At 61.0% G+C, this 19,750-nt stretch carries 21 protein-coding genes; 6 read left to right on the top strand and 15 right to left on the bottom strand.

The annotated features are described in order from the left end of the window. Positions 1-2 precede the first annotated feature (2 nt). Positions 3-785 carry an ankyrin repeat domain-containing protein gene (locus EAH73_RS21430; protein ID WP_140469480.1) on the top strand — a complete coding sequence of 261 codons (783 nt, stop codon included), beginning with the start codon at positions 3-5 and terminating at the stop codon, positions 783-785. 35 nt (positions 786-820) lie between these two features. On the opposite strand, the gene EAH73_RS24045 is transcribed toward EAH73_RS21430, so the two are convergent. After that, positions 821-1,090, bottom strand: a complete 270-nt coding sequence (locus EAH73_RS24045) for a transposase (RefSeq protein ID WP_410503827.1) — start codon at positions 1,088-1,090, stop codon at positions 821-823. 582 nt (positions 1,091-1,672) lie between these two features. On the opposite strand from EAH73_RS24045, the gene EAH73_RS21420 reads away from it, so the two are divergent. After that, complete coding sequence (locus EAH73_RS21420) at positions 1,673-2,266, top strand: recombinase family protein (RefSeq protein WP_140469478.1); 594 nt, start codon at positions 1,673-1,675, stop codon at positions 2,264-2,266. Here EAH73_RS21420 and EAH73_RS21415 read toward each other — a convergent pair. The 5 genes from EAH73_RS21415 to EAH73_RS21395 form a co-directional block, all read right to left on the bottom strand. After that, positions 2,259-3,236 carry a nucleotidyl transferase AbiEii/AbiGii toxin family protein gene (locus EAH73_RS21415; RefSeq protein ID WP_140469477.1) on the bottom strand — a complete coding sequence of 326 codons (978 nt, stop codon included), beginning with the start codon at positions 3,234-3,236 and terminating at the stop codon, positions 2,259-2,261. The two genes, EAH73_RS21420 and EAH73_RS21415, sit on opposite strands and share 8 nt — an antisense overlap. Beyond that, on the bottom strand, positions 3,233-3,961 hold the full coding sequence (locus EAH73_RS21410; RefSeq protein ID WP_140469476.1) for a DUF6088 family protein: 729 nt from the start codon (positions 3,959-3,961) through the stop codon (positions 3,233-3,235). The genes EAH73_RS21415 and EAH73_RS21410 overlap by 4 nt, the downstream gene beginning before the upstream one ends. A gap of 297 nt (positions 3,962-4,258) precedes the next feature. Then, positions 4,259-4,672, bottom strand: coding sequence for a hypothetical protein (locus EAH73_RS21405; protein WP_140469475.1), 414 nt, complete (start codon positions 4,670-4,672; stop codon positions 4,259-4,261). A gap of 374 nt (positions 4,673-5,046) precedes the next feature. After that, on the bottom strand, positions 5,047-6,075 hold the full coding sequence (locus tag EAH73_RS21400) for a DUF2268 domain-containing putative Zn-dependent protease (RefSeq protein ID WP_140469474.1): 1,029 nt from the start codon (positions 6,073-6,075) through the stop codon (positions 5,047-5,049). A 445-nt stretch (positions 6,076-6,520) separates the two neighbouring features. Then, a complete protein-coding gene (locus EAH73_RS21395) occupies positions 6,521-7,207 on the bottom strand; it encodes a nitroreductase family protein (protein WP_140469473.1) in 687 nt (228 codons plus the stop codon). 130 nt (positions 7,208-7,337) lie between these two features. On the opposite strand from EAH73_RS21395, the gene EAH73_RS21390 reads away from it, so the two are divergent. After that, positions 7,338-7,703 (top strand): winged helix-turn-helix transcriptional regulator, encoded by a 366-nt coding sequence (locus EAH73_RS21390; protein WP_140469472.1) that lies wholly within the window; start codon positions 7,338-7,340, stop codon positions 7,701-7,703. A 102-nt stretch (positions 7,704-7,805) separates the two neighbouring features. Here EAH73_RS21390 and EAH73_RS21385 read toward each other — a convergent pair whose 3' ends face one another. The 5 genes from EAH73_RS21385 to EAH73_RS21365 form a co-directional block, all read right to left on the bottom strand. Continuing rightward, positions 7,806-8,666 (bottom strand): SDR family oxidoreductase, encoded by an 861-nt coding sequence (locus tag EAH73_RS21385; RefSeq protein WP_161599638.1) that lies wholly within the window; start codon positions 8,664-8,666, stop codon positions 7,806-7,808. Positions 8,667-8,768: 102 nt separating this feature from the next. Then, positions 8,769-9,215, bottom strand: coding sequence for a MarR family winged helix-turn-helix transcriptional regulator (locus EAH73_RS21380; RefSeq protein WP_140469470.1), 447 nt, complete (start codon positions 9,213-9,215; stop codon positions 8,769-8,771). After that, entirely contained in the window at positions 9,205-9,642 is a 438-nt protein-coding gene (locus tag EAH73_RS21375) for an EVE domain-containing protein (RefSeq protein WP_161599637.1), read from the bottom strand. Before EAH73_RS21375 ends, EAH73_RS21380 begins: the two co-directional genes overlap by 11 nt. Then, on the bottom strand, positions 9,639-10,010 hold the full coding sequence (locus EAH73_RS21370; protein WP_140469468.1) for a VOC family protein: 372 nt from the start codon (positions 10,008-10,010) through the stop codon (positions 9,639-9,641). Before EAH73_RS21370 ends, EAH73_RS21375 begins: the two co-directional genes overlap by 4 nt. A gap of 245 nt (positions 10,011-10,255) precedes the next feature. After that, positions 10,256-10,636 (bottom strand): winged helix-turn-helix transcriptional regulator, encoded by a 381-nt coding sequence (locus EAH73_RS21365; protein ID WP_140469467.1) that lies wholly within the window; start codon positions 10,634-10,636, stop codon positions 10,256-10,258. 75 nt (positions 10,637-10,711) lie between these two features. On the opposite strand from EAH73_RS21365, the gene EAH73_RS21360 reads away from it, so the two are divergent. Further along, complete coding sequence (locus EAH73_RS21360; protein ID WP_205013032.1) at positions 10,712-11,641, top strand: alpha/beta fold hydrolase; 930 nt, start codon at positions 10,712-10,714, stop codon at positions 11,639-11,641. An 8-nt stretch (positions 11,642-11,649) separates the two neighbouring features. Here the strand turns inward: EAH73_RS21360 and EAH73_RS21355 are convergent, their stop codons facing one another. Continuing rightward, positions 11,650-12,576 carry an NADP-dependent oxidoreductase gene (locus EAH73_RS21355; RefSeq protein ID WP_140469466.1) on the bottom strand — a complete coding sequence of 309 codons (927 nt, stop codon included), beginning with the start codon at positions 12,574-12,576 and terminating at the stop codon, positions 11,650-11,652. A gap of 137 nt (positions 12,577-12,713) precedes the next feature. Continuing rightward, entirely contained in the window at positions 12,714-13,631 is a 918-nt protein-coding gene (locus EAH73_RS21350; RefSeq protein WP_140469465.1) for a helix-turn-helix domain-containing protein, read from the bottom strand. A 132-nt stretch (positions 13,632-13,763) separates the two neighbouring features. On the opposite strand from EAH73_RS21350, the gene EAH73_RS21345 reads away from it, so the two are divergent. Further along, positions 13,764-14,405, top strand: a complete 642-nt coding sequence (locus EAH73_RS21345) for a TetR/AcrR family transcriptional regulator (RefSeq protein ID WP_140469464.1) — start codon at positions 13,764-13,766, stop codon at positions 14,403-14,405. Between the two features lie 520 nt (positions 14,406-14,925). Here the strand turns inward: EAH73_RS21345 and EAH73_RS21340 are convergent. Both EAH73_RS21340 and EAH73_RS21335 read right to left on the bottom strand, forming a co-directional pair. Further along, positions 14,926-16,926: a beta-L-arabinofuranosidase domain-containing protein gene (locus tag EAH73_RS21340; protein WP_140469463.1), complete on the bottom strand. Its 2,001-nt coding sequence runs from the start codon at positions 16,924-16,926 to the stop codon at positions 14,926-14,928. A gap of 109 nt (positions 16,927-17,035) precedes the next feature. Next, entirely contained in the window at positions 17,036-18,016 is a 981-nt protein-coding gene (locus EAH73_RS21335) for a tyrosine-type recombinase/integrase (protein WP_240047364.1), read from the bottom strand. 394 nt (positions 18,017-18,410) lie between these two features. On the opposite strand from EAH73_RS21335, the gene EAH73_RS21330 reads away from it, so the two are divergent. Further along, positions 18,411-19,343, top strand: a complete 933-nt coding sequence (locus tag EAH73_RS21330) for an alpha/beta fold hydrolase (RefSeq protein ID WP_140469462.1) — start codon at positions 18,411-18,413, stop codon at positions 19,341-19,343. Positions 19,344-19,750 lie beyond the last annotated feature (407 nt).

Genomic DNA, 19,750 nt, shown 5'->3' with positions numbered 1-19,750 from the left:
TCATGAAAAAATTATTATTTTTAATAGGTGCTCTATTCGCAGCAGGTTGCTCAGAACAGTCGCAAGATTTACTTGGCGATGATGTTAAGTTATTTGCTTCAACTAAAGCTTGGTTATTAGCTCAAGCAGTTTCACGTGATGATACTACAGAAATTTATCTTATATTATCTAAAAACCATGAATTAATCAATGCTCGCGAACCTAAATTTGGGCAAACATTACTGAGTTGGGCGATCTACACTAATCATTACTCAGCAGCTAAAGCTTTACTGCAACATGGCGCTAATCCTAATATTCGCGACCTTCATAAGGGGATTACTCCTCTTATTAATGCTGCCGATAAGTATGAAACGTCAGCATATGTGAAACTTTTAATTGATTATAAAGCAAATCCTAATTTAGCTGCCACTGATAGTACAGAATCTCATGCGACACCTCTTATCTCCGCTGCTTATAATCGATTAGAAAGTGTTAAACTACTGATTGACGCAGGTGCTACAGTTAATTACGAAGCCCCTTACCATAAATCTGCTTTATACGCTGCTTTCACTCGCGATAGAGTTGACATAGTTCGTTACCTAATCATAGAACAAGGCGCAGATATTAAGCGGCCGATTACTTATAGAAGTACTTATGACGGCAAAGAAGGAGCGCCCGTTATGGTTACTGATTTACTTCGTAATTGGGTCTTTCCACTTGATTCGGAAAATTATAAAGAAAAAATGGCCATTGTATCCTACTTAAAATTGAAAGGAGAATACCGCAAAACAGATATTCCCGAATAGCATAGCTAAGAATACTCTAAGAGGATGTTAGGAAATCAAGCTACGGTTAATCCATTGAGGCACATCGTTATATTATCGACTAGCAGCCAGGTTTCGTGGACGCGCGGGGTAAATTCGTAGTCGATGGCCAGTCGTCTAAAGCCCGTTAGCCAAGTAAAGGTGCGCTCCAAGACCCAGCGATTGGCGATCAGAAGGAAGCCGCGGGCCGTTGGCGAACGGCTGCCGATTCGGTGGTTGAGGCCCAGGGCCGTGAGGTGGCGGGCGAAACGCCCTAGGTACCCCTTGTCGGTCACCATGGTAAACAAGCGCGGCCCCAAGCCAGAGGCGCGGGCAGTAAGCGCAGGGCTTCTACCCCGTCGTCCCCATTGGCTGCATGCACGCGGCAGGCAAAAAGGTGTCCCTGCACATCGCTTATAATCTGCCGCTTACGTCAGTTTACTTGTTTGCCCCCGTCCAGTCCGCGGTGCTCAAAGATGCGCGGCGCGAGTCGGACACTTTGGCTGTCCAGGCAGACCAAGGAAGGCGTAGCCCCGCAACCGGCGGCCAGCCGGTCGGCCCGATTAACGGCTGCGTTGAGCCGCTGCCACAGGTCGTTGAGTTGCCAGCAACGAAATAGTAATACACGGCCGACCACGGGCGTGGCTGTTGCAGAACACACTAAATGCCGGGTTATCAGCGTGGGCTAGCTGCCAAGCACATCTAAAAGACCCTTTAAACGGCCTTTTTGGCTTGATTAGGCTTGTATTATCCTCGCCTGGTACCACCAAGCAGAGTTCTGCAACAGCCACGGGGCCTTTATTGGATGGTTTGAGTGGAGGCGTTTCCAGCGCGCAGAGGCCCTTTTTTGCCCCGTATTTTACTGACCCTTATTGGAGTACCTTCCGGGTATGACAACCGTCGCCCTCTACGCTCGTGTCTCGACCAAGGACAAAGGTCAGAGTACCGAAAACCAGTTGCCCGAACTGCGGCGCTTTGCCCAGGCTCACGGCTACACCGTTTACAAAGAGTACGTGGAGCACGAGTCGGGCGGCACGGGCAAGCGCTCCGAGTTTCAGGCGCTGTTTGCCGATGCCCACCTACGACGTTTCGACTTGGTGCTGTTCTGGAGCCTGGACCGCTTTAGTCGAGAGGGGGCATTGCCTACCTTGCAGTACCTCAATCAATTGCAAGGATGGGGCGTGGGTTACAAGTCGCTCACGGAGCAATACCTGGATTCAGTCGGGCTCTTTCAGGAGGCTATCATCTCCCTCTTAGCCACACTGGCTAAGCAAGAGCGCATCCGCCTCAGCGAACGTACCAAGGCCGGGATGGCCCGGCGCCGGGCCGAGGGCCTGCCGATGGGTCCACCTGTCAAAAGCGCCGCGGTCATTGAACAGATACATGAGTTGAAAGCGGGTGGCTTTTCCAACTACGCTATCAGCAAAAGGCTCGCTATTTCCGCCAGCACCGTAGCCAAGTACTCAGCCGCGCGAACTACATAGCCAGCGCTTGCAAGCGTGTCCCAACAAGAGCCAACGTTTGGCCAACTGCTCCGGCGGGCGGGAGTACCCCGTACACAAGCTTGCGAAATCCGTCTAGATACGTTGGAATTAAGCGCGCCCACGTGCGGCCACCGTCCGCAAACAGCTGCGCCTGGGTTAGGGGTTGCGTCGCCCAGTCACCCTGAAATTCTTGGTTCCGCGCATCGTCCGCCTGTACTTCCTGTAGCAGGTGCGCAAAGGCGGGACTGGCGAAGAAAGCCGCCACCGCTGGCTGTTGTAAAATCTGGTGCACATCGTAGGCGTGCCGAATCTTCGCCTCCAACTCTCGCAACGGGTCCGGTGCGGCGCCCGCCCGTACCAACGCTAGAATTTTCTCGGTCAGCGTGCGTTCCAACGCGAGGGTCAGCACCTCAAAGGGAGCCAAGCCAAACTCGACCATTGCTTCCGTTTGGCCCTGCTGTGCTAGAAATTGACCTAAGTAGGATTGAATGGCGCGCCGGTGGCTTGGATAAGGACGGGCAAAAGCATTGATTTCCAATAGCACAGCTCCCGTGCGAAGCTGAGAATCCCAAGTGGCCCCCCCGGCCAATAGCGCAGGGAACTGGTGGGCCGTCTTCCGAAAGTGACTGCCGCGACTGGTGCCGGGTGCCGTGGGGTCTGCCGCTAATCCCTGCGTCAAATGCCGAGCAGCCGAGTCCATCAGTTTCTTAACTTGGTTGTTGCTCCAACCCTCGGTGCCGGCAATGGCCAAGTCCACGTCTTCCGAGAAGCGCTCCGATAGCCCGTACGCTTTGCTCAGCGCCGTACCGCCCTTAAAGACCACTTGGTCTCGGTAAGGCGAATCGGCCAGCGCACGCAGTATGTAGGTGACCCAGTAGTCTTTCTCGATCAAGACGTCAGCCATCCCCAGTTGCTGGGCCGTGGCCGCTAATAAGGCGCGAAAGTCAGTGGGGTGCAGGTGCAGGGTCATTGAATGTGCCAAGCGGCGCGGTTGGGGAGCACCTTAGCGCTGATCCCAAGGCGATAGGTGGTGAGCGGATTCAGGGTCTGGCGCAGCGCAGCAGCCCCTTTCTTGTTGGGGATGTTTTCCAGCAGGGCTCCCAACAAGGCCCGGCCCCGGGGGGGCGTTTGTTGAGAGGCAAGCGCGACGAGTCGGCGGCGGGCGGCCGGGGTGAGCAGCCGGAGCTCCTTGGCCACGCGCGTCACGACGCGGTCGGGAGAAGTGTCAGGAATTCGCCGCACGTCGCGCAGCACTTCCAGCCACTGCAGCAGCGGGACATCGCTGGCCTGCTCCAGCGCCGGCCGCACAACGGTGCGTAAACGGCGGGGCAGGTTGCGCCGCCGCCGCGTGGATGCCAGGGTAACGACCGCCGGCACTTGCGTGGTCAATCCCAGGCGGTTATACACACTGATGCCTGTTGCATAAGGCACTAGTTGCCCCGTAGTCGCCCCCACAACTGCCAGCACGGCTTGGTCACTGGGGGGCACCGTACCGAAGCGGCTAAGGTGGGGGCGATAGTATTGGCCTTTGGCAAAGCGGATGATTTCGCCCGCTTTACTGAGGCGACTCAAGGCCGCCGCTACGGCCGCAAATTGGCCAGGTTCCTGAACGAAGTCCGCGTAGCCGACCAGCGCACCCGGCGGGAGCTGGTTCAGTTGCGCTTTTACCCGCTGCATAATAGACACCTTTGCCATACCCAGGTACTTATGTACTACGCTTAATAGCCACGTAAAATTACGCTTATGGAGCGCATTTTGTCAAGTTTTTGCCGGCAAAAACTTGACAAAATGCGCCCGCCTGACTCCTGATTTATCCCATTTTACATATTGCAAACGAAGGACGGGAAGACGTGACAACCCCTCTCAGCGGACCTTATTCCCGATTGGGCGCGTCGGGGCGGGCGGGGTAAAAGGCCCCACTTTAGCGAAGCCAGTAAACCCGCTTCCTTGCCCCGCCCGCAGCCGTTCCCCGACGCCGCCCGCGGTCACCGCTTACTTCACCTCCGTCAACAGCGTTTGCTCCGCGTTGCGCCGCAGCAAGTACCCCCCGGGGACTTTGGTAACGGCGTACCGCACCACCGCGCGCGCGATGCGTTGCGTCTGGCCCGCGGCTTCCAGGGTCACCGCGCCCGGGGTCAAAAACAGAGAGTCCCCCGCCACGCGCCACCCCAGGGGGCTGTCTTTCTGCACCGCAACGCCTCGGGTCCCCCGGTAGACCGCACGGCCGTCCGGTTGGAAGATAAAATAACTGCGGTCCTCCGGTGCGGGCGGGTGCGCCGCGTCGGGGTATCCGATCAGAAAGGTCTTGTGGACCAGCTCACGCGCGGTCGTTGGGGCGCCGGGGGCGGGGACGGTGTGCTGCGCCCACGTTAAAAGGGGCATCACCACCAGGAAGGCAACCAACAAGCGGGCGGGCGGGGGAGGCATCGTAGGCAGGCAATAGAAGCGACAGCCGCGACGTGCTTCACGGCACGGCACGCGCAATCTACTGTTTTCCGAACGACTTCCCTACCCACACCAACGGCTCTGAAAACGCGGTTTTCAGGGCCGTTTTGCGAGCGGGTTTTTCGAACGCCGCTGCTGGCTCAGAAAGTACCGGTCTCCTACTATTGATTCAGACCCTACTTCTTGAGCTGCTGAGACACCCCCTAGGCTAGCTTTTAGTACTCATCGGAGGGGGCCTCAGAAAGGTGCGCCTTTCTGGTCGCTCTTACTCTACATTCTGCGTCAAGTCTTTGCGCTATCAAGCATGGAAGTAGTGCGAATTGGCCGTAACGGGTTCACTTTTTTGGACGACTCTTTTGCCACTGTTGGCCATAACCACTCTGGGCCAGGACTTCCCGAACGGGTTTGGTATAGACGTCTTTCCAGGTGCCGCGGCCCCGTTTTTTCTCGTACGCCTGGATGATGCGAAAGCCTAAGAAGTAAATCAAATTGCTCGGCGCTTCGGCGAACAACTTCGGACAGTTCCCGACGCGAACCCCACACATGAGCGCATTCTTCGCATCAATCTTGGCCAGCAGATACGGCTGGGCTTTCTCAAAAATTTCGCGCTCGTGCGCCAAACACCACGCCAGTTCCGCCGGGGTAGTCTTGGCAAAAATGGCTTTGTCGAGCGACACGCGTTCGTCGTAATACTTGTACACGGCATAGGAGGCGAAGCCCTCGTCGAGCACGGCGTACAGCGCGGAGTCCTTATCGGGGTCCTGCGTGCTTGTTTCGTAGTAGATCATGTGTTGCAGCTCGTGCGGGAAGCCAAACTGAAGCGTTTCGCTCGTCACGCGCTTATCGCTTAGGTCAACCAACATGGCTTGGTTATCAAATCCCCCCATCACGAGGCCCATCTGCTCGTAGGGACTAAAAAAGATGAGCCAGCGCCCCGCTGGCAGGCGGCCGGTGGTCCGGTGGAGTTGCTGGAGCTGCCGCCCAAAGAGCGAATCCAGGTTACTGGCCAGCAGCCACGCCAGCTTGGGCTGGACCACGGCCGCCAGACTGTCCGTCAAACGTAGGTTCCACCGCGTGAAAGCGGCGGGTTGGAACGCGTTGCCGAAGGCTTGACCCATTTGCTGCCAAACCGCGGCATACGGCCGGTAGACTTTATCGGCAAGGAGGGTAGCCGCCGCGGCTCTTTGGGAGCTGCTAGCCGCTAACAGCTGGTATTTAAACACGTTGACCACGGTGAGTCGACCGACGGTGACACTATCGGGAACGGACCGTAATCGTTCCTCCATCGTGCGGGTTTGCGCCGCCGCTTGTTCGCTTACCAGACCCACCAGCCCGATAAGAAGTAAGCGAATAAGTATGGCCATAAGCGTGTGGGCAAAGGGTAGTGGAGTACATCGACCGCAGCAAGATATACGGGGAGGCGCGCCTGCACTTAGTAAGCGCCGTTAAACAAGCTACTTGAACCAATAGACCAACAAGCGGTCGGCTGCCGCGCAGTCGCGGCTAGTGAGCTGTTTCCTTAGTGCTTGCTGTGCTTCTTGGTCTGGCTAGGAAAGCGTCCTTCTACACAGGTGATATAATTGCACAAAAAGTAGAAAATCTGGCTCTTCGTAATTTTCACTACCCCTGCCTTTTGTCCAGTTACATAATGTTTGATCGAAGACAATCCTTGGAAAAGGGCTGATGCGCTTTCTGCTCAGCGTGGTTTTAGGATAGCATTTTATTACTACCAGCAGCGCCCCCTACTCGCTACTTTAACGAGCAGATAGCTACTGGCCACTGCTGGCAATAGGGGCAAATGACTGGGTGTTAATGTTGACTGGCTACCGGCAGCGGTTTGTCTTCAGGCGCGGCCACATCGGCCAGGGTCAGTTCGGTAATAAAGTCTGCCTGGGGCGTGCGTACTTTTTTCAGCTTCACCAGCCAGTCACCTTCTTCCGCCCGGTAGCCCAGCGGCAACAGCACCGTGCTGCGGTAGCCACTGCCCGTAAGATGAAGGAGGGCATCAAGCCGCGCATTGTCAAAGCCTTCGATGGGGGTAGCATCCACCCGCTGTTCGGCCGCCGCCGCGATGGCTAGGGCAAAGGCGATGTAGCTCTGCTTGGCCGCGTGGTGGGCTTGCCATTCGGTGCCCAGCGGCTCATACATGGCCAGAATAGTTTGCTTGTAGTCGTCCATCGTCTCGCGCGGCAAGCCCCGCTCGTCCGTCAGGTAGTTGAAGACGCGCGTGATGCGCGCCTCACTGTAGCCGTCCCAGGCCGCAAAAACCAGCAGGTGCGAGCAGTCCGTAATCTGACTTTGCTGGAAGGCGACTTCTTTGACTTTCGCTAGCAAGGCGGGGTCCGAGATAACAAGGATTTTGTAGGGCTGCAGGCCCGAAGAGGAGGGGGCGAGCCGGGCGGCTTCCAAGATGTAGGCTAGCTTATCGGCCGGGATGCGCTGCCCATTCATCTTTTTGGTGGCGTAGCGCCACGTCAGGTCTTCAATCAAGGACATGCTGGTAAGTGCTTTAGGAACTAATTGCTCGGCAAAGGTACTAGCGCCTACTGTCAGCTAGTACCTTAGGGACAAAAAGTAACCGGGACAAGCACGCCCCTCAAGTGACACGCAGGTAACCAGCTTTGCCATGGAACAAGTAACCCCCAACCACCCCCTTAGCAGCGCCTGCATCCAGCGGATGCGCGCCCTCGATGACACGCTCGACTTGCTGAGCGGGAAGTGGAAGCTGGCCCTCATTGCCCGCCTATGCTACCAGCCGCTGCGCTATTCGGCCTTGCTGCGGGAGGTGACCGGCATCTCGGGCAAGGTGCTGAGTCGCGAGCTGCAGGACCTGGAAACGAACGGGCTAATCGTGCGGGAAGTGTCGGCGAGTAAGCCGCTGACCGTGACCTATAGCCTGTCCGATACGGGCCGCTCGCTCAAAGCGCTGACGGATAGCCTGGCGGATTGGGGGCTGGCGCATCGCGCCCGCATCATGGGTCCTGCGCAGTGAGCGAGGTGTAATTCCAGATGCTTTTAAGTTAGTGAGGTAGCGGTTACGGCATCGTCTTGTCCACTACCTCACTGGCTGTCCCTTGCCCGCTTGGTGCATGACCTAGCGCCCAAACGCGTTTTGGACAAACTCCGCTAAGCTGGTGGGCTGGCGGCCCAGTAGCTGCGCAAAAGCGGGACTAGTCAGGTTGAACTCTTGATTTGCCTGCGCCTGCGCCATGCTCGCGATGAGCAGCACCAGCGGCTCGGGCAGGTGATGCTGGCGCAGCGCCGCCGTCAGCTCGTCGCCGGAAATTGGCACGTAGCGCAGCGGCTGGCCGGTGGCGGCGCTGATGGCGGCCGTTACCTCGGCCATCGTGTGCACGGGGGCCGGGGCGATGTCGTAGGTTTGGTTGTCGTGGCCGGGGGTGGTGAGCACCGTGGCCAATACTTCGGCAATCTCGGCGCGCAGGGCAAAGCTGGCGGCGCCCTTGCCCGCCGCGTAATAGAAGGCACCCCGCGCCCGCGCGCCTGGGTCGATAAGCATGGGCAGCAAATCCAGGTAGAGCGTGTTGCGCAGAATCGTGTAAGTCAGGCCCGAGGCGCGCAGGTAGTCTTCCGTCGCCGCGTGGCTGGGGGAGGCGATAAAGGCCGAATCGGCCGAAGGGTTGACCCCGCTGGTGTACACCAGGCGGGTTACGCCCGCCGCGCGGGCCGCGTCGATAACGTGGCGGTGCTGCTGAGTACGGGTAGCTAGGTCCGTGCCGGAGATAAGCAGCACGGTGCTAACCCCCTGAAAGGCGGCGACCAGCGAGGCGGGGTCGTTATAGTCTCCCTGACGGAGGATAACGCCGGGGGCAACCAGCCCGGTGGCCTTTTGGGGGTCACGCACGAGGGCCACCAACTGGCTGGCATCTACTGTAGTGGTTACGTGACGAAGCGTGGCCTGGCCGAGTTGGCCCGTGGCGCCGGTAATGGCAAGCATGGGGTGGTGAATGAAATGAGTGAGACATAGAGTGACCGTTCGCCTTTTTAACAGGCTAGCAAGCGACATTTTTTAGAGTAGTCCGGGCTTTGGTCCGGGTGGCTAGCCCATCAGGCGGGCTAGCAGTTGGTTGAACAGCCCCGCTTCCGCCCCAAGGGGGCCAAAAAACTGGCCGTCGGCCTGCTGCATTACGGCGTGGGCTTGCCGCAACAGGCCTTCGCCGGCGTCGGTCAGCTGCAGCTGCTTGGCCCGGCCGTCGTGCGGATTGCTGCGGCGCGCGACCAAGCCTTTCTTTTCCAGCGTTTGCAGCACCTTGGACGTCATCATGCGGTCGGTGTGGGCGTAGTCGGCCAGCCGCTGCTGGGTCACGACTTCGCCCTGCCGGCTCAGCCAATACAGCCCGGCCAGCAGCGAGAACTGCGTGAGCGTGAGGCCCACCGGGCGCAGCTGCTGGTTCATGCGCAGGTGCCAGCCCATCGTAACCTGCCAGAGCAGGTAGCCGGTGCTTTCCTCGGGCTGCGTGTAAGTGAAAATGGGGTTATCGGCCATGCGTAGGGGCAGTCATCGCCGCCTCGATTAAAGTGAAATCAGCCTCTGGGATAGCGAAGTAGCCCGCCCGGAAGGGGTAGCCCCAGTGCGCTTTATCGGTAATAAAGCTCAGCTGCGCGAGCAGCGGCTGGATGGGTACTTCGGTAACGGGCTGGTAGCTAACCCGCCGCCGAAAGGGCGCAAAGTCCGGCGTTACCTGCACCTGAAAAACGGGCGCGGGGCCCACCTCACCCAGCGCCACGAAGCACTGGCAGGGCGCCGGCTGGCCGTGCACGAGCTTCGGCGCGTAGAGCACCACGCCATCGCCGGGCTGCAAGCGATGCAGGGGGCCCGGCTGGCCGTGGTTGGCCTGGGCGATGCCCTGCACCACGCCGTGCCGGATGTGGTCGCGGCTGGCCACCAGCACCCAGGAGCGGGGCGCGCTCACTTGGCCGGTACTTCTTGCAAGGTCAGCCAGTAGCCGTCGGGGTCGGCGATGATGGCCGTGGTGCCGAAGGGCGTGGCTTGCAGGCCGCGAACTACCTGGACTTTGCCTTCCAGCCGCTCCAGGAAAGCGGCAAGCTCGGGCACGCCAAACCAGAGGCTAACGCCCCAGCCAAGCCGGCTGGTGGCCTGCAAATCCACCAGCGGCGTGCGCAAGGCAAACAGGGCGCCGCTCTGGGTGACGAACAGGCAGGCATCGGGGGGCGAGGCGGGCACGGGCTGGAAGTCAAGCACGTCGGCGTAGAAGTGGCGGGAGGCGGCCAGGTCGCTCACCTGGAGCGAAACGAAGCCGAGTTGCGTGGGAGTGGACATGGGCGAAATGATTTAGTAGTCGCGACTACAAAAGTAGGAGACGCAGTTGATATTTCGCTCTGTGGCCATAAAAATTTCTGATTGTTCCCGCGGTGGGCGCTGGTGGCGAATTGCGCCGCGCGCCGCCTCCGCTACCGGATGGGTAGCACATTATAGCGGAACAGCGCTATCAATGGGAAAGGGAGAATAGGCAAGCCGCACCAAGTAACGAGCAGGAGCACCTGCCCGCTACTTGGTGCCGTTTCTTAAACTGATTCTTCCGCGTGGTCGCGGGACCAATCCTGCTGGCCCCAGCGCTGCAGGTCGTCGACGATGGCCAGCAGGGCGCAGCCCTTGGGCGTTGCCGAATAGCGAATGCGCGGGGGGACGGTACCCGCCACCGCGGCCTTCTCGACCAGCCCCTCGGCTACTAATTCGGCCAGCCGCTGGCCCAGTACCTGGTCGGACAAGGTGGGAAATGTCCGCTTGAGCTGGCTGAACTGCTTTACCCCGTGGGCAATGCCGTGCAGGAGCACCATCTTCCAGCGGGGACTAATGTCGCGCAATACGTCATTGACGGAGCACCACGCCGATAAGAACTGACTATTCTGGGCATTGGTGGTCCCAGCTTTCAACTTACTGGCCATGGGAGAGGAGAAGGGGAAACGCTCACTTTGGGGTGAGTTATTGGCGCGGCAAAAGGTGAGCGAGTCCTTTGCCGCATGAAACACTTCCCGCTTAACAACGAAGGTGCCTTTCGGATGGTGGACCACCAAGGCAGGCCCGTGCAAAGTGACCGCGCCGCGGTGAATGGCACAAGCCTGCACTACCGCTTCGCCGGCGCGGGCGCGCCCGTCGTGCTGCTGCACGGCATCCCGAAAACGAGCTACCATTGGCGTCATTTGCTGCCCCTGCTCAGCGACCGCTACACCGTCATCGTGCCCGACCTGCGCGGCCTCGGCGATTCGGACCACCCGGCCGGGGGTTACGACTCGGCCACCATGAGCGACGACATTGCGGCGCTCATGGCCCAGCTCGGCCACGCCACGTATAGCGTGGTGGGCGAGGATTGGGGGGCGGTGATTGGCTACCAGCTCGCCGTGCGCCAGCCGCAGCGGGTAAAAGCCCTGGTCTTCGCGGAAGCGTTGATGCCGGGCTTCAACTTCGAGCAGCACACGGCCCTGACGCCGGAAAATGCCGTCGGCATGTTTCTCTGGCACGTGGGTTTCTACTTCAAGGCGGATGTGCCCGAGATGCTGATTGCCGGCCACGAGCGGGAGCTGATTACCTACATGATTAAGTCGGAGCGCCTCTTTCCCGACTCGGCCACGGCGGATGCGCTGGCAGAGTACGTGCGCTGCTACAGCCTGCCCGGCGGCATCCGCTCGATGCTGGCCGTGTACCGCGCCATGCTCGTCGATGGCGAGCAGAACCGGGCCGCGGCGAGCACGCCGCTGGCGCTGCCGGTGCTGGCGCTGGGCGGCGACGCCTTTATCGGGGCGCGCAACGAGGAAATAATGCGGCAGCTGGCCACGAACGTGACGGGCCACGTTTTCCACGCGGGCCACGACCTGGCGGAAGAGGTGCCCGCGGAAATGGCGGCCGTTATCCTCCCCTTTTTGGCCGCCCACCAGGGAGCTTCCCCGAACTGACCTTAAGGCTATTCGCTGCTGCCAAGCTGCAAAACGATTTTGCCGCGCGTGCGCCCTTCTTTAGATAGCTGCTGGGCCGCGCGCACCTGGGCTAGCGGAAAGACGTGGGCCACGTGCGCGGTCAGCTGGTGGGCGTCCACGAGCTGGCTGATTTCAGCCAGCTCCGCCCGGTTGGGCTGACAAAACACCCGCACGGCCTTCACCTCGTGCGCGGCCGCCTGCTCCGGGGTCGGGAAAGCCACAGCCGTCACCAGCGTACCGCCTTTTTTCAGGCAGCGAAAGGCGCGCTCGAACGTGTCGCCCCCCACCACGTCGAAGACGACATCCTGCTCCAACACCACGTCTTCAAACGTTTGGGTGGTGTAGTCGACAAAGGCATCGACCCCGAGCCCCCGCACAAACGCTTCGTTGGGGCCGGAAGCTAGGCCCGTTACGATGGCTCCCTTGGCCTTGGCCAGCTGCACGGCCAGCGCGCCCACGTTGCCCGCGGCGGCGGTGATAAACACGCGCTGCCCGGCTTGCAGCTGGGCCAGGTCAAACAGGGCCTGCCAGGCAGTGAGTGCAGCCAGCGGAATGGCGGCCCCCTGGGTAAAATCCAGCGCGGCGGGCTTGAGGGCCACTTCCTCCAGCTTGGCCAGGGCGTAGTCGGCGTAGCCGCCCGCCTTGACCGTGCCGTACACGGCATCGCCCACGCGCAGCGCCGTGATGCCAGCGCCCACTTTGGCCACCACCCCGGCAATTTCGCTGCCCAGGGAAATGGGCAGCTGCAGGCCAAAGCGCACGCCGGCCCCGTCGCGAATCTTCCAATCCATGGGGTTCACGCCGGCCGCGTGCACCTGGATTAATACCTCATCGGAGGCGGGTTCGGGCGTGGGCACTTCTACCACTTGTAGCACGCGCTCGTCGCCGTACTCGTCAATTTTAACTGCTTTCATGTCGTTGGGGATAGCTAGGGCCGGCGGGCACAGCCGCCGGGCTTGAAGAGAAAAACTAGTGCGACAAAGGTCCGGCTAGTCCGCCGGGCCCGCATTTCGCCGCGCAAACCAGTTTCTGTATAATTCAAACCAACCGGCTAGCTCCGAAACGCGCCCGGCGTGTGCTGGGTCTGGCGCTTGAAGAAGGTGCAGAAGTGGGCTGTGTCGGTAAAGCCCAGCCCCTCGGCAATCTGGGTGATGCTCCAGGTGGTTTGGCGCAGCAAAATCTTGGCTTCCTGGGTGAGCCGCCCCGCCAGCAGCGCGCTCGTCGTGTGCCCGGTCGCCTCCTTGAGCGCCCGGTTGAGGTAGTTGACGTGCACGGCCAGCTGGTCGGCAAAGTCGGTGGGCGTGCGCAGGCGCAGCGCCTGGCCGGGGCCGGGCAGCGGAAACTGCCGCTCCAGCAGCTCGCCAAACTGCGTGGCCAGGCGCTCGGCGGCGCTGCCGGCGGGCGGCGCGCTGGGGGCGGGCTGCAGCTTCTGCACCAGGTGAATCAACTCCCAGAGGTAGCTGCGCAGCAGGTCGTACTTGTAGGCATAGTCGGAGGTGATTTCCTGGCTCATCTTCTCGAATAGCCCCTGCACGGCCTGCGCCTGCGCGGCGCTCACTTCCCAGAGCGGGTAGGCCCCCGGCTGAAAAATGGGTAATTCCTCGACGGCCCCACCCCCGCGGGGCCCCAGCAAAAACTCTTGGTTGAAGATGCAGAAATAGCCGCTGGGTGTGGGCGTGAGCGGCACCCAGCGGTAGGGCACGCGGGGCGTGGCCAGAAACACGGCCTGCTGGGCAATGTCCAGCACCTGGTCGCCGTATTCGACCCGGCTCGGCCCGCTGCACAAACTGATTTTATAATACAGGCGCTTGTCAAACAGCATGGGCCGCTCGCCCCCGGTGTAGGGCGCCAGGTCGGCGATGTTAAAGACGTTGAAGTGGCCCACCTGACGCGACAGGTCAGCCAGGTTCGCACCCCCGGCTCCGGCGCCAAACTTGGTGTAAAAGGCTTCCAGGGAAGTAGACGACATGAGGCTGATACTTTAATAAATCAAAGGTAAGCTAGACCCTATTTTACTCAGCATAGTACTACTTTTGCGCCCACATTCAGACTAAAATCTGCTGCTTGCCTAGCCGCCGCCAGTGGCAAGGCCCCGCTTAACATGCTTCCCCACGCACTCGATTCCGCAGCCCAGGCGCAAGCGCAGGCCCGCATAGTGGCTACCGCCCAGGACCTGTTTCTGGAGCGGGGCATCGCGCTGGTGTCGTTGGCCGAGGTGGCGCTGGCCTTGCGGCTGCCCGTAGCCACCATCGAGCGCGCCTTCCCGCTAGGCAAGCCGGCGCTGCTGACCGCCGCCATCGACCGCTACCTGACTAGTTTTCGCGAGCGCCTAGCCGAGCACCAGCCGCACAGCAGCAGCGCGGTCGAGGAGATGCTGCGGGTGCGCCGCACCCTGCAATCCTTACCCGATGAGATGCGCGGTCCCTTCCTCCCGGAGTTGGCCGCTAGCTACCCTGCCCACTACCAGTACCTTATCACTACGCGCCTGGCTAGCATCATCAGCTACATGCAGGCCAATCTGCACCGCGGAATAGCGGAAGGCTTCTACCGCGCCAATCTGGAGGTGGCCGCGGAAACCGAGCGCTGGGTAAACCAGTCCACGGTGGCCGTGGCGGCTTCGCCCAACACGCAGGTGCTAGCGGAAGCCCTGGCGGCGCAGACCACCGATTTTTTAGCGCGCGTTACCTCGCCGGCCGGCGCGCTGGTGGCCCGGCGGCTACAAGAGGCGGCGCCCTATTATTGATAGTATTTAAACGGCGCTTTCAAGGTTCATTGTGCTAACCGGCATAGACGCAGCGCAGGGCTTCTTGTCGAAAGCAAACAGAATAGAGGGCATTGTTGGCCTGGTATACAGGCCGCGCGGGCGGCCCCCTAATAGGAACCAAGTGTAAAGCTTTAACCGGACCAAACCTTTAGGTGCCGCTGCTAGCTGTTGCGCAGGCCAGCGATGGGGATTAGGCCGGACCGCTTAGCTGGCGCGGCGCGCAGGTATTGCTTGCCTCGCTCGTGCCTACCGTAAGGGCAGTAGTAAAACGCGCTGTCGGTAGCTACCGACAGCGTAATATAAAAACTGTTCTCAGACTATCTTCAACGTCGCTTATAGCCAGCGCTATCCAGGTGACGCGTGCTTCTGTTGCCGCGCCTTCGCCAGTCAGCCTCTCTAAAGAGGCGATGCCCTGCTGTAGCGCTTCTGGCACACCCTACTTTAAGAGTAGTGAGGAGCGAGAGTGACTCGCTTAGTCTAGTTTAGGCAACTAGTCCCCTTAGGGCTGCCGCTGCACGAAGGGAAAAGCTGTGATGCGCAGCTTGGTTGCCCCGTAGGGAATCAGCGTGAGCACTTCGACCGGTGTCCCGGCAGGCACAGCGACGGGGCTAGCGGGCGGCGGGCCAGCCGAGTTGTCCACGAGCTGCCATTGTGGGAGCCGCACGCCCGCCACTTGCAGTTCTACCGCCGCGCCGCCGGGCGAAAAGAGTACGCCATCCAGCGGCAGCTCTCTGACTTTGAACGCAGTAGCGGGCGCCTGGCCGGTGGGCAGCAGCAAGCCATAGTTCCAGGGGGTGGTGGCTTGCACCTGGTAGTCGTCGGCCAGGGAGGGACGGTCGCGCAGCTTGGTCCATTGTTCTCCTACCTTAAGCCCGTACACGAGCGGGCCGCGCTCCACTGATACCGACTGGTTATAGCCCGGTACTACGCGTACTTGCATGGGCAGGCGCAGTTCTACCACATCGCCAGCTTTCCAGCGTCGCTGTAGCGGATAGAACGTACCGGGCTGGGGCGCGCTGGGGGCGGACTTGCCGTTCACGGCCACGGTACTGCCCGTGGCCCAGGCCGGAATGCGCAACTGTAACGGAAAGGCCTTTTTACCACCTTTTTCCACGGTAAAACGCACGGTTTCGCGGAAGGGATAGTCGGTTTCCTCCCGAATGATTACCTCCCCGCCACTCGCCCCTAGGCTAGTGCGGAGGCGGTTGGGCGCGTAGGCCGCGGCGACTAGCCCCCCGTCGGGCGAGGCGAGCCAGAGGCTGGCCGCAAACTTGGGCCAGCCCTGGTGCATGTTGGCCGTGCAGCAGCCAAACCACGGCTCCAAGCCGAATACGTTCGAGTCGTCGCCGTTGGTCGACCACTGGCGGTGGGCCCGGCTCACGAGCACCTGGTTGGGCTGCTGGTCGTACTGGTGGGCCCACATGGTGGGGTCGAAGGTGGCGGGTAACGCGTTGAAGGTGATTTTTTCGAGCCGGTCGCCAAACTGCGGGTCGCCGAGCAGGGCGAGCAACTCCTCATACGAAAACTGAGCCTCCACCACTGTGCAGAGTTCCACGCCCTGCGAGGGGTTGCGCCCTGCCAGGTGCTCGTCGCCGCTGAACATCCCGTTGGGCAAGCCGTGATAGGTGTCCAGCATAGTCAGTTGATTATAAATGGCTTTTCGGTCGGCCTGGGTGCCGCCCGTATAGCCCCAGAGGGCGGGCATCTTCAGGGCCATGGCATTATTCACCCCGTGCGCTTGCAGCGCCAGGTCATTGTTGCCACTCGCCAGGCCTAGGCTGGCGCTCGAGGTAGGCTGCGTAAAGGGAAAGTGCGCGTAGGCCCACTGCCAGTTGAAGCCTTGCTGGGCTAGCTGGCCAGCCAGCGTGAGCAGTTGCGGGTTGCGCGTGCGCGCGTAGAGCCAGCGGATAGGCAGCAGCTCCTCGGCCCAGCGGTACACGGCCCACTCGTGCAGCGGCCGCTGCGCCAACTGGCTGCTTTGGTAAGCGAAGTACCGCGTCATGAACGGCACCACGCGCGGGTCGTGGGTCGCTTCCTGATACTGCATCAGGGCCTTGAGCACGAGCATATTGGGCCACCAGTCCTGGTTTTTGGCGGGGCCAAAGCCGCCATCGGGCCGCTGGCTGTGCAGAGCCCAATCTATCCACTTTTGCGCCTTGGCCTTCAGGGCGGCGTCATCCAGGCCGTAGGCCAGGGGGACTAGCCCGTCGAGGTAGTAAGGCCCCCGCTCCCAGCCCTCTCCGGCGCCCCCAAGCCAGGCGCTGGTGGGGCCTAAGTCAGGCCAAAACTCTTCCAGGTGCCCGCTTAGGCCGTCGGCTTGCAGCTGCAGCTGGCGCCGTAGCCACCCCTGCGGCTGCACGGACCCCAGTGGTAGCGCGTGCAGCGCACCGGGCCGAAACGCCTCTAACGGCGGGACCGGCACTGGTAGCGGTTGACGCGGGGAGCGCGGCAGCCAGACAGCTATCACCAATGGCAGCACGTAGCGAGCAAGGGTCAACATGCGAGAGTAATGGAAAAAGGGCGCAGTAGCCCGGCACCCATCCGAGCGCCGGGCTACCTAGCTGTGAAACCTGCGTTAAAGTAAGCAAACGCCTGCTTAGCAAGGGCCGTTAAAGTCCCAGATACTGAGCGGCATTGAAGCGTTTGACGTCGTCGAGGCGGGCGTAACGCTCAATCATGGCATCGGTCTTCTGCTTGGTCTGGTTTTTAATGGCCTTGTTGCTCTGCCCCGCCTCAACCGCTACCGTCACAAAGGAAGCCCGCAACGAGTGCGCGGTATAGACCGAGCCGAGGTGGCGCTGCACCAAGTCGTTGACACTCTGATCGGAGAGCCGAGCGGTACCCGGCTGAGCCGGCCGCCGACTCGTGCCCCGGCTCATACGGGTAAAGAGGGGTCCCGCCGGCCGGTCAAGGACCGCGAGCCAGTCCTGCACGGCGCGTACGGGGCAGTAATCGGCCGAGGGAGCATAAAACACGGCTTTGTCTTCTTCCTCTCCGTACTGGTTGGTCTTGCTACGGCGCAGGTGGATGACCAGCGCCAGGCGCGTCAGCTCCACATCCTCCACGTTCAGGGCCACGAGTTCGGAGCGCCGAAAGGCCCCGGCGAAACCCAGTAGCAGCAGGGCCCGGTCGCGTAGTCCCGTGGGGGTAGTCAGGTCCAGCGCCCGGATGGCCTGCTTGAGCTCGGCCACTGAGAAGGCCGGCGCTTGGCGCTGGCGCTTGCCGTGCACGCGGGCCACGCCGTCAAGCACCACGCCCAATGCTTCGTGGCTGGTGGGCGAGGGCAGGCCCGCGAGTTGATGCAGCTTGGCAATGGCCGCCACGTGCCGGCGGATGGTCGCGTACTTCTTACCCCGGTCCGCCAACTGCGAGGCGTAGCCGGCCACAGTGGTAACTTCGGCCGGCAGGTAGCTGAGCTCCTGGTGCTGGCAATAATCCTCGAAGCTACGCAGGTCGGCCGCATAGCCGCGCTTGGTATTGGCCGCGCCCTGTAGTCCCGCCTCCACGTACCGACCTACGGAAGCCGGCATCTCGACTAGGGAATGCGAGCGGGTCGGCACGAGGACCGGTAGCGAAGGTGACTTTTCCATGCGACCTATATAATAAGGTATAACGAGCGGCGAACAACGAGCGCCCGATTCTGCAAACTTAGTACCGATAACAGTTAAAAATCGAACCTGAATCGTAGCTGGGCCACCTCAAGCGGGAAAGGAATAGGCGGAAGCTCTGAGCGGGTAGGAATGGCCAGCCGGTGAAAAGGCTAGTCAAAGCCGATTATAGCCGGCAGTACTATAAGGAGTACGCGAAGGGCCACGAACGCGACGGGGCAGCTGCTGGTCCTGGAAAGGCAGTAGTTTCCACTAGCCGCTTTCGTCCCTGCGGGGCCGTTCTGCGTTGTAGGGGGAGCCGGGCACCGCTGTTTCGACGGGCCGGTCGTTACCGCCCGGCGGCTACTTACTTGTTTCCCTTCTATTCTGCTGTTTTATGAACCTGCACTTCGTTCGCCGCGGCACCGGCCGCCCCCTGTTACTGGTTCACGGCATCGGCGGCAGCTGGCGGTCCTGGAACACCATCATAGACGCCCTGGCCGCCGAGCGCGACGTCCTGGCCGTGGACTTGCCCGGCCACGGCGAAACCCCCCAGCTGGCCGGCGAAAACTCGATCGCCACCTTGGCCGACGCGGTGACGGGCTTTCTCACCCAGCACGACCTGCTGGGGATTGATGCCGTGGGCAGCTCCATGGGCGCGCGCCTGGTGCTGGAGTTGGCCCGGCGCGGCGGGGTACTCGGCGCAGTGGTTTCCCTGGACCCGGGCGGCTTCTGGCAGGGCTGGCAGATTCCCTTTTTCTACCACTCGGTGGACGTGTCGGTCAAGCTCGTCAAAGCCCTGCAACCGGTGATGCCCGCCCTGGCCGGTTCGGCGGTGGGGCGCACGCTGCTGCTGCCCCAGTTTTCGGCCCGGCCCTGGGCCGTAGACTCGCAGCAGGCCATCGACGAGATGTACACGTTCGCCCACTCGCCCGCCTTTGATGAATTGCTCGACCAGCTGGCGCACGGCCAAATGCAGCAGCCCGCGCCCCAGGGTAGTATTCCCGGGCCCCTGGTCATCGGCTGGGGCCGGCAGGACCGGGTGTGTTTGCCGAGCCAGTCGAAGCTGGCCCTGGAGAAATTCCCCGATGCGCGCCTGTATTGGTTTGAGCACTGTGGCCACTTCCCGCAGTGGGACCAGCCCGCCGAAGCCGCCCGCCTGATTCTGGCCGTGACCAGCCGCCAGCCCTTCACTGATGCGTCCATTGCCCAGGCCAAACCAGCACAGGCAGCGCCCGCCTTGCCCAAAGCGGCCGTAGTGGGGGCCGCCCTGGCGCTGGTGGCGGGTGGCATCTGGCTGCTGTCGTCGCGTCGAAAAGGCAGGCAGTAGGACCGCTAGGTAGCGGAACAACTGCTTGGAGCAGCTTGACATTACGGGCGCGCAAAAGCCTCGGACCAGTATTAGGACCGGGGCTTTCGGTTTCCATTGGTTATTCGCTCAGCTGTTCTGGGCGCCGCATACCTGCGTGCCAGTGACGAAGTTCAGCAAGTCGCGGTTGAGCTTATCCTTCTCGGTGCTGAACAGACCGTGCGGGGCCCCGGCGTAGGTGGGGTTCTTTTTCTAAAGGATACTGTTGGCGAATCGTTGCGTGGTTAAACAAGGTGCCTTTAGCCCAGACGCGTCAGGCAGATTTCGAGCGATTAATGCCTCAAGCAACAGCTTAAAATCGAATTCGCCAACAGTATCCTCTTGCAACAAGAATCCCAGGAAGTCCTCGTGACGAGGGGGCCAGGTAG

Origin of the sequence: Hymenobacter nivis, assembly GCF_006439025.1 — a bacterium.
Classification (GTDB): Bacteria; Bacteroidota; Bacteroidia; order Cytophagales; family Hymenobacteraceae; genus Hymenobacter; species Hymenobacter nivis_A.
This window is presented reverse-complemented; position numbering and strand designations above follow the sequence as displayed.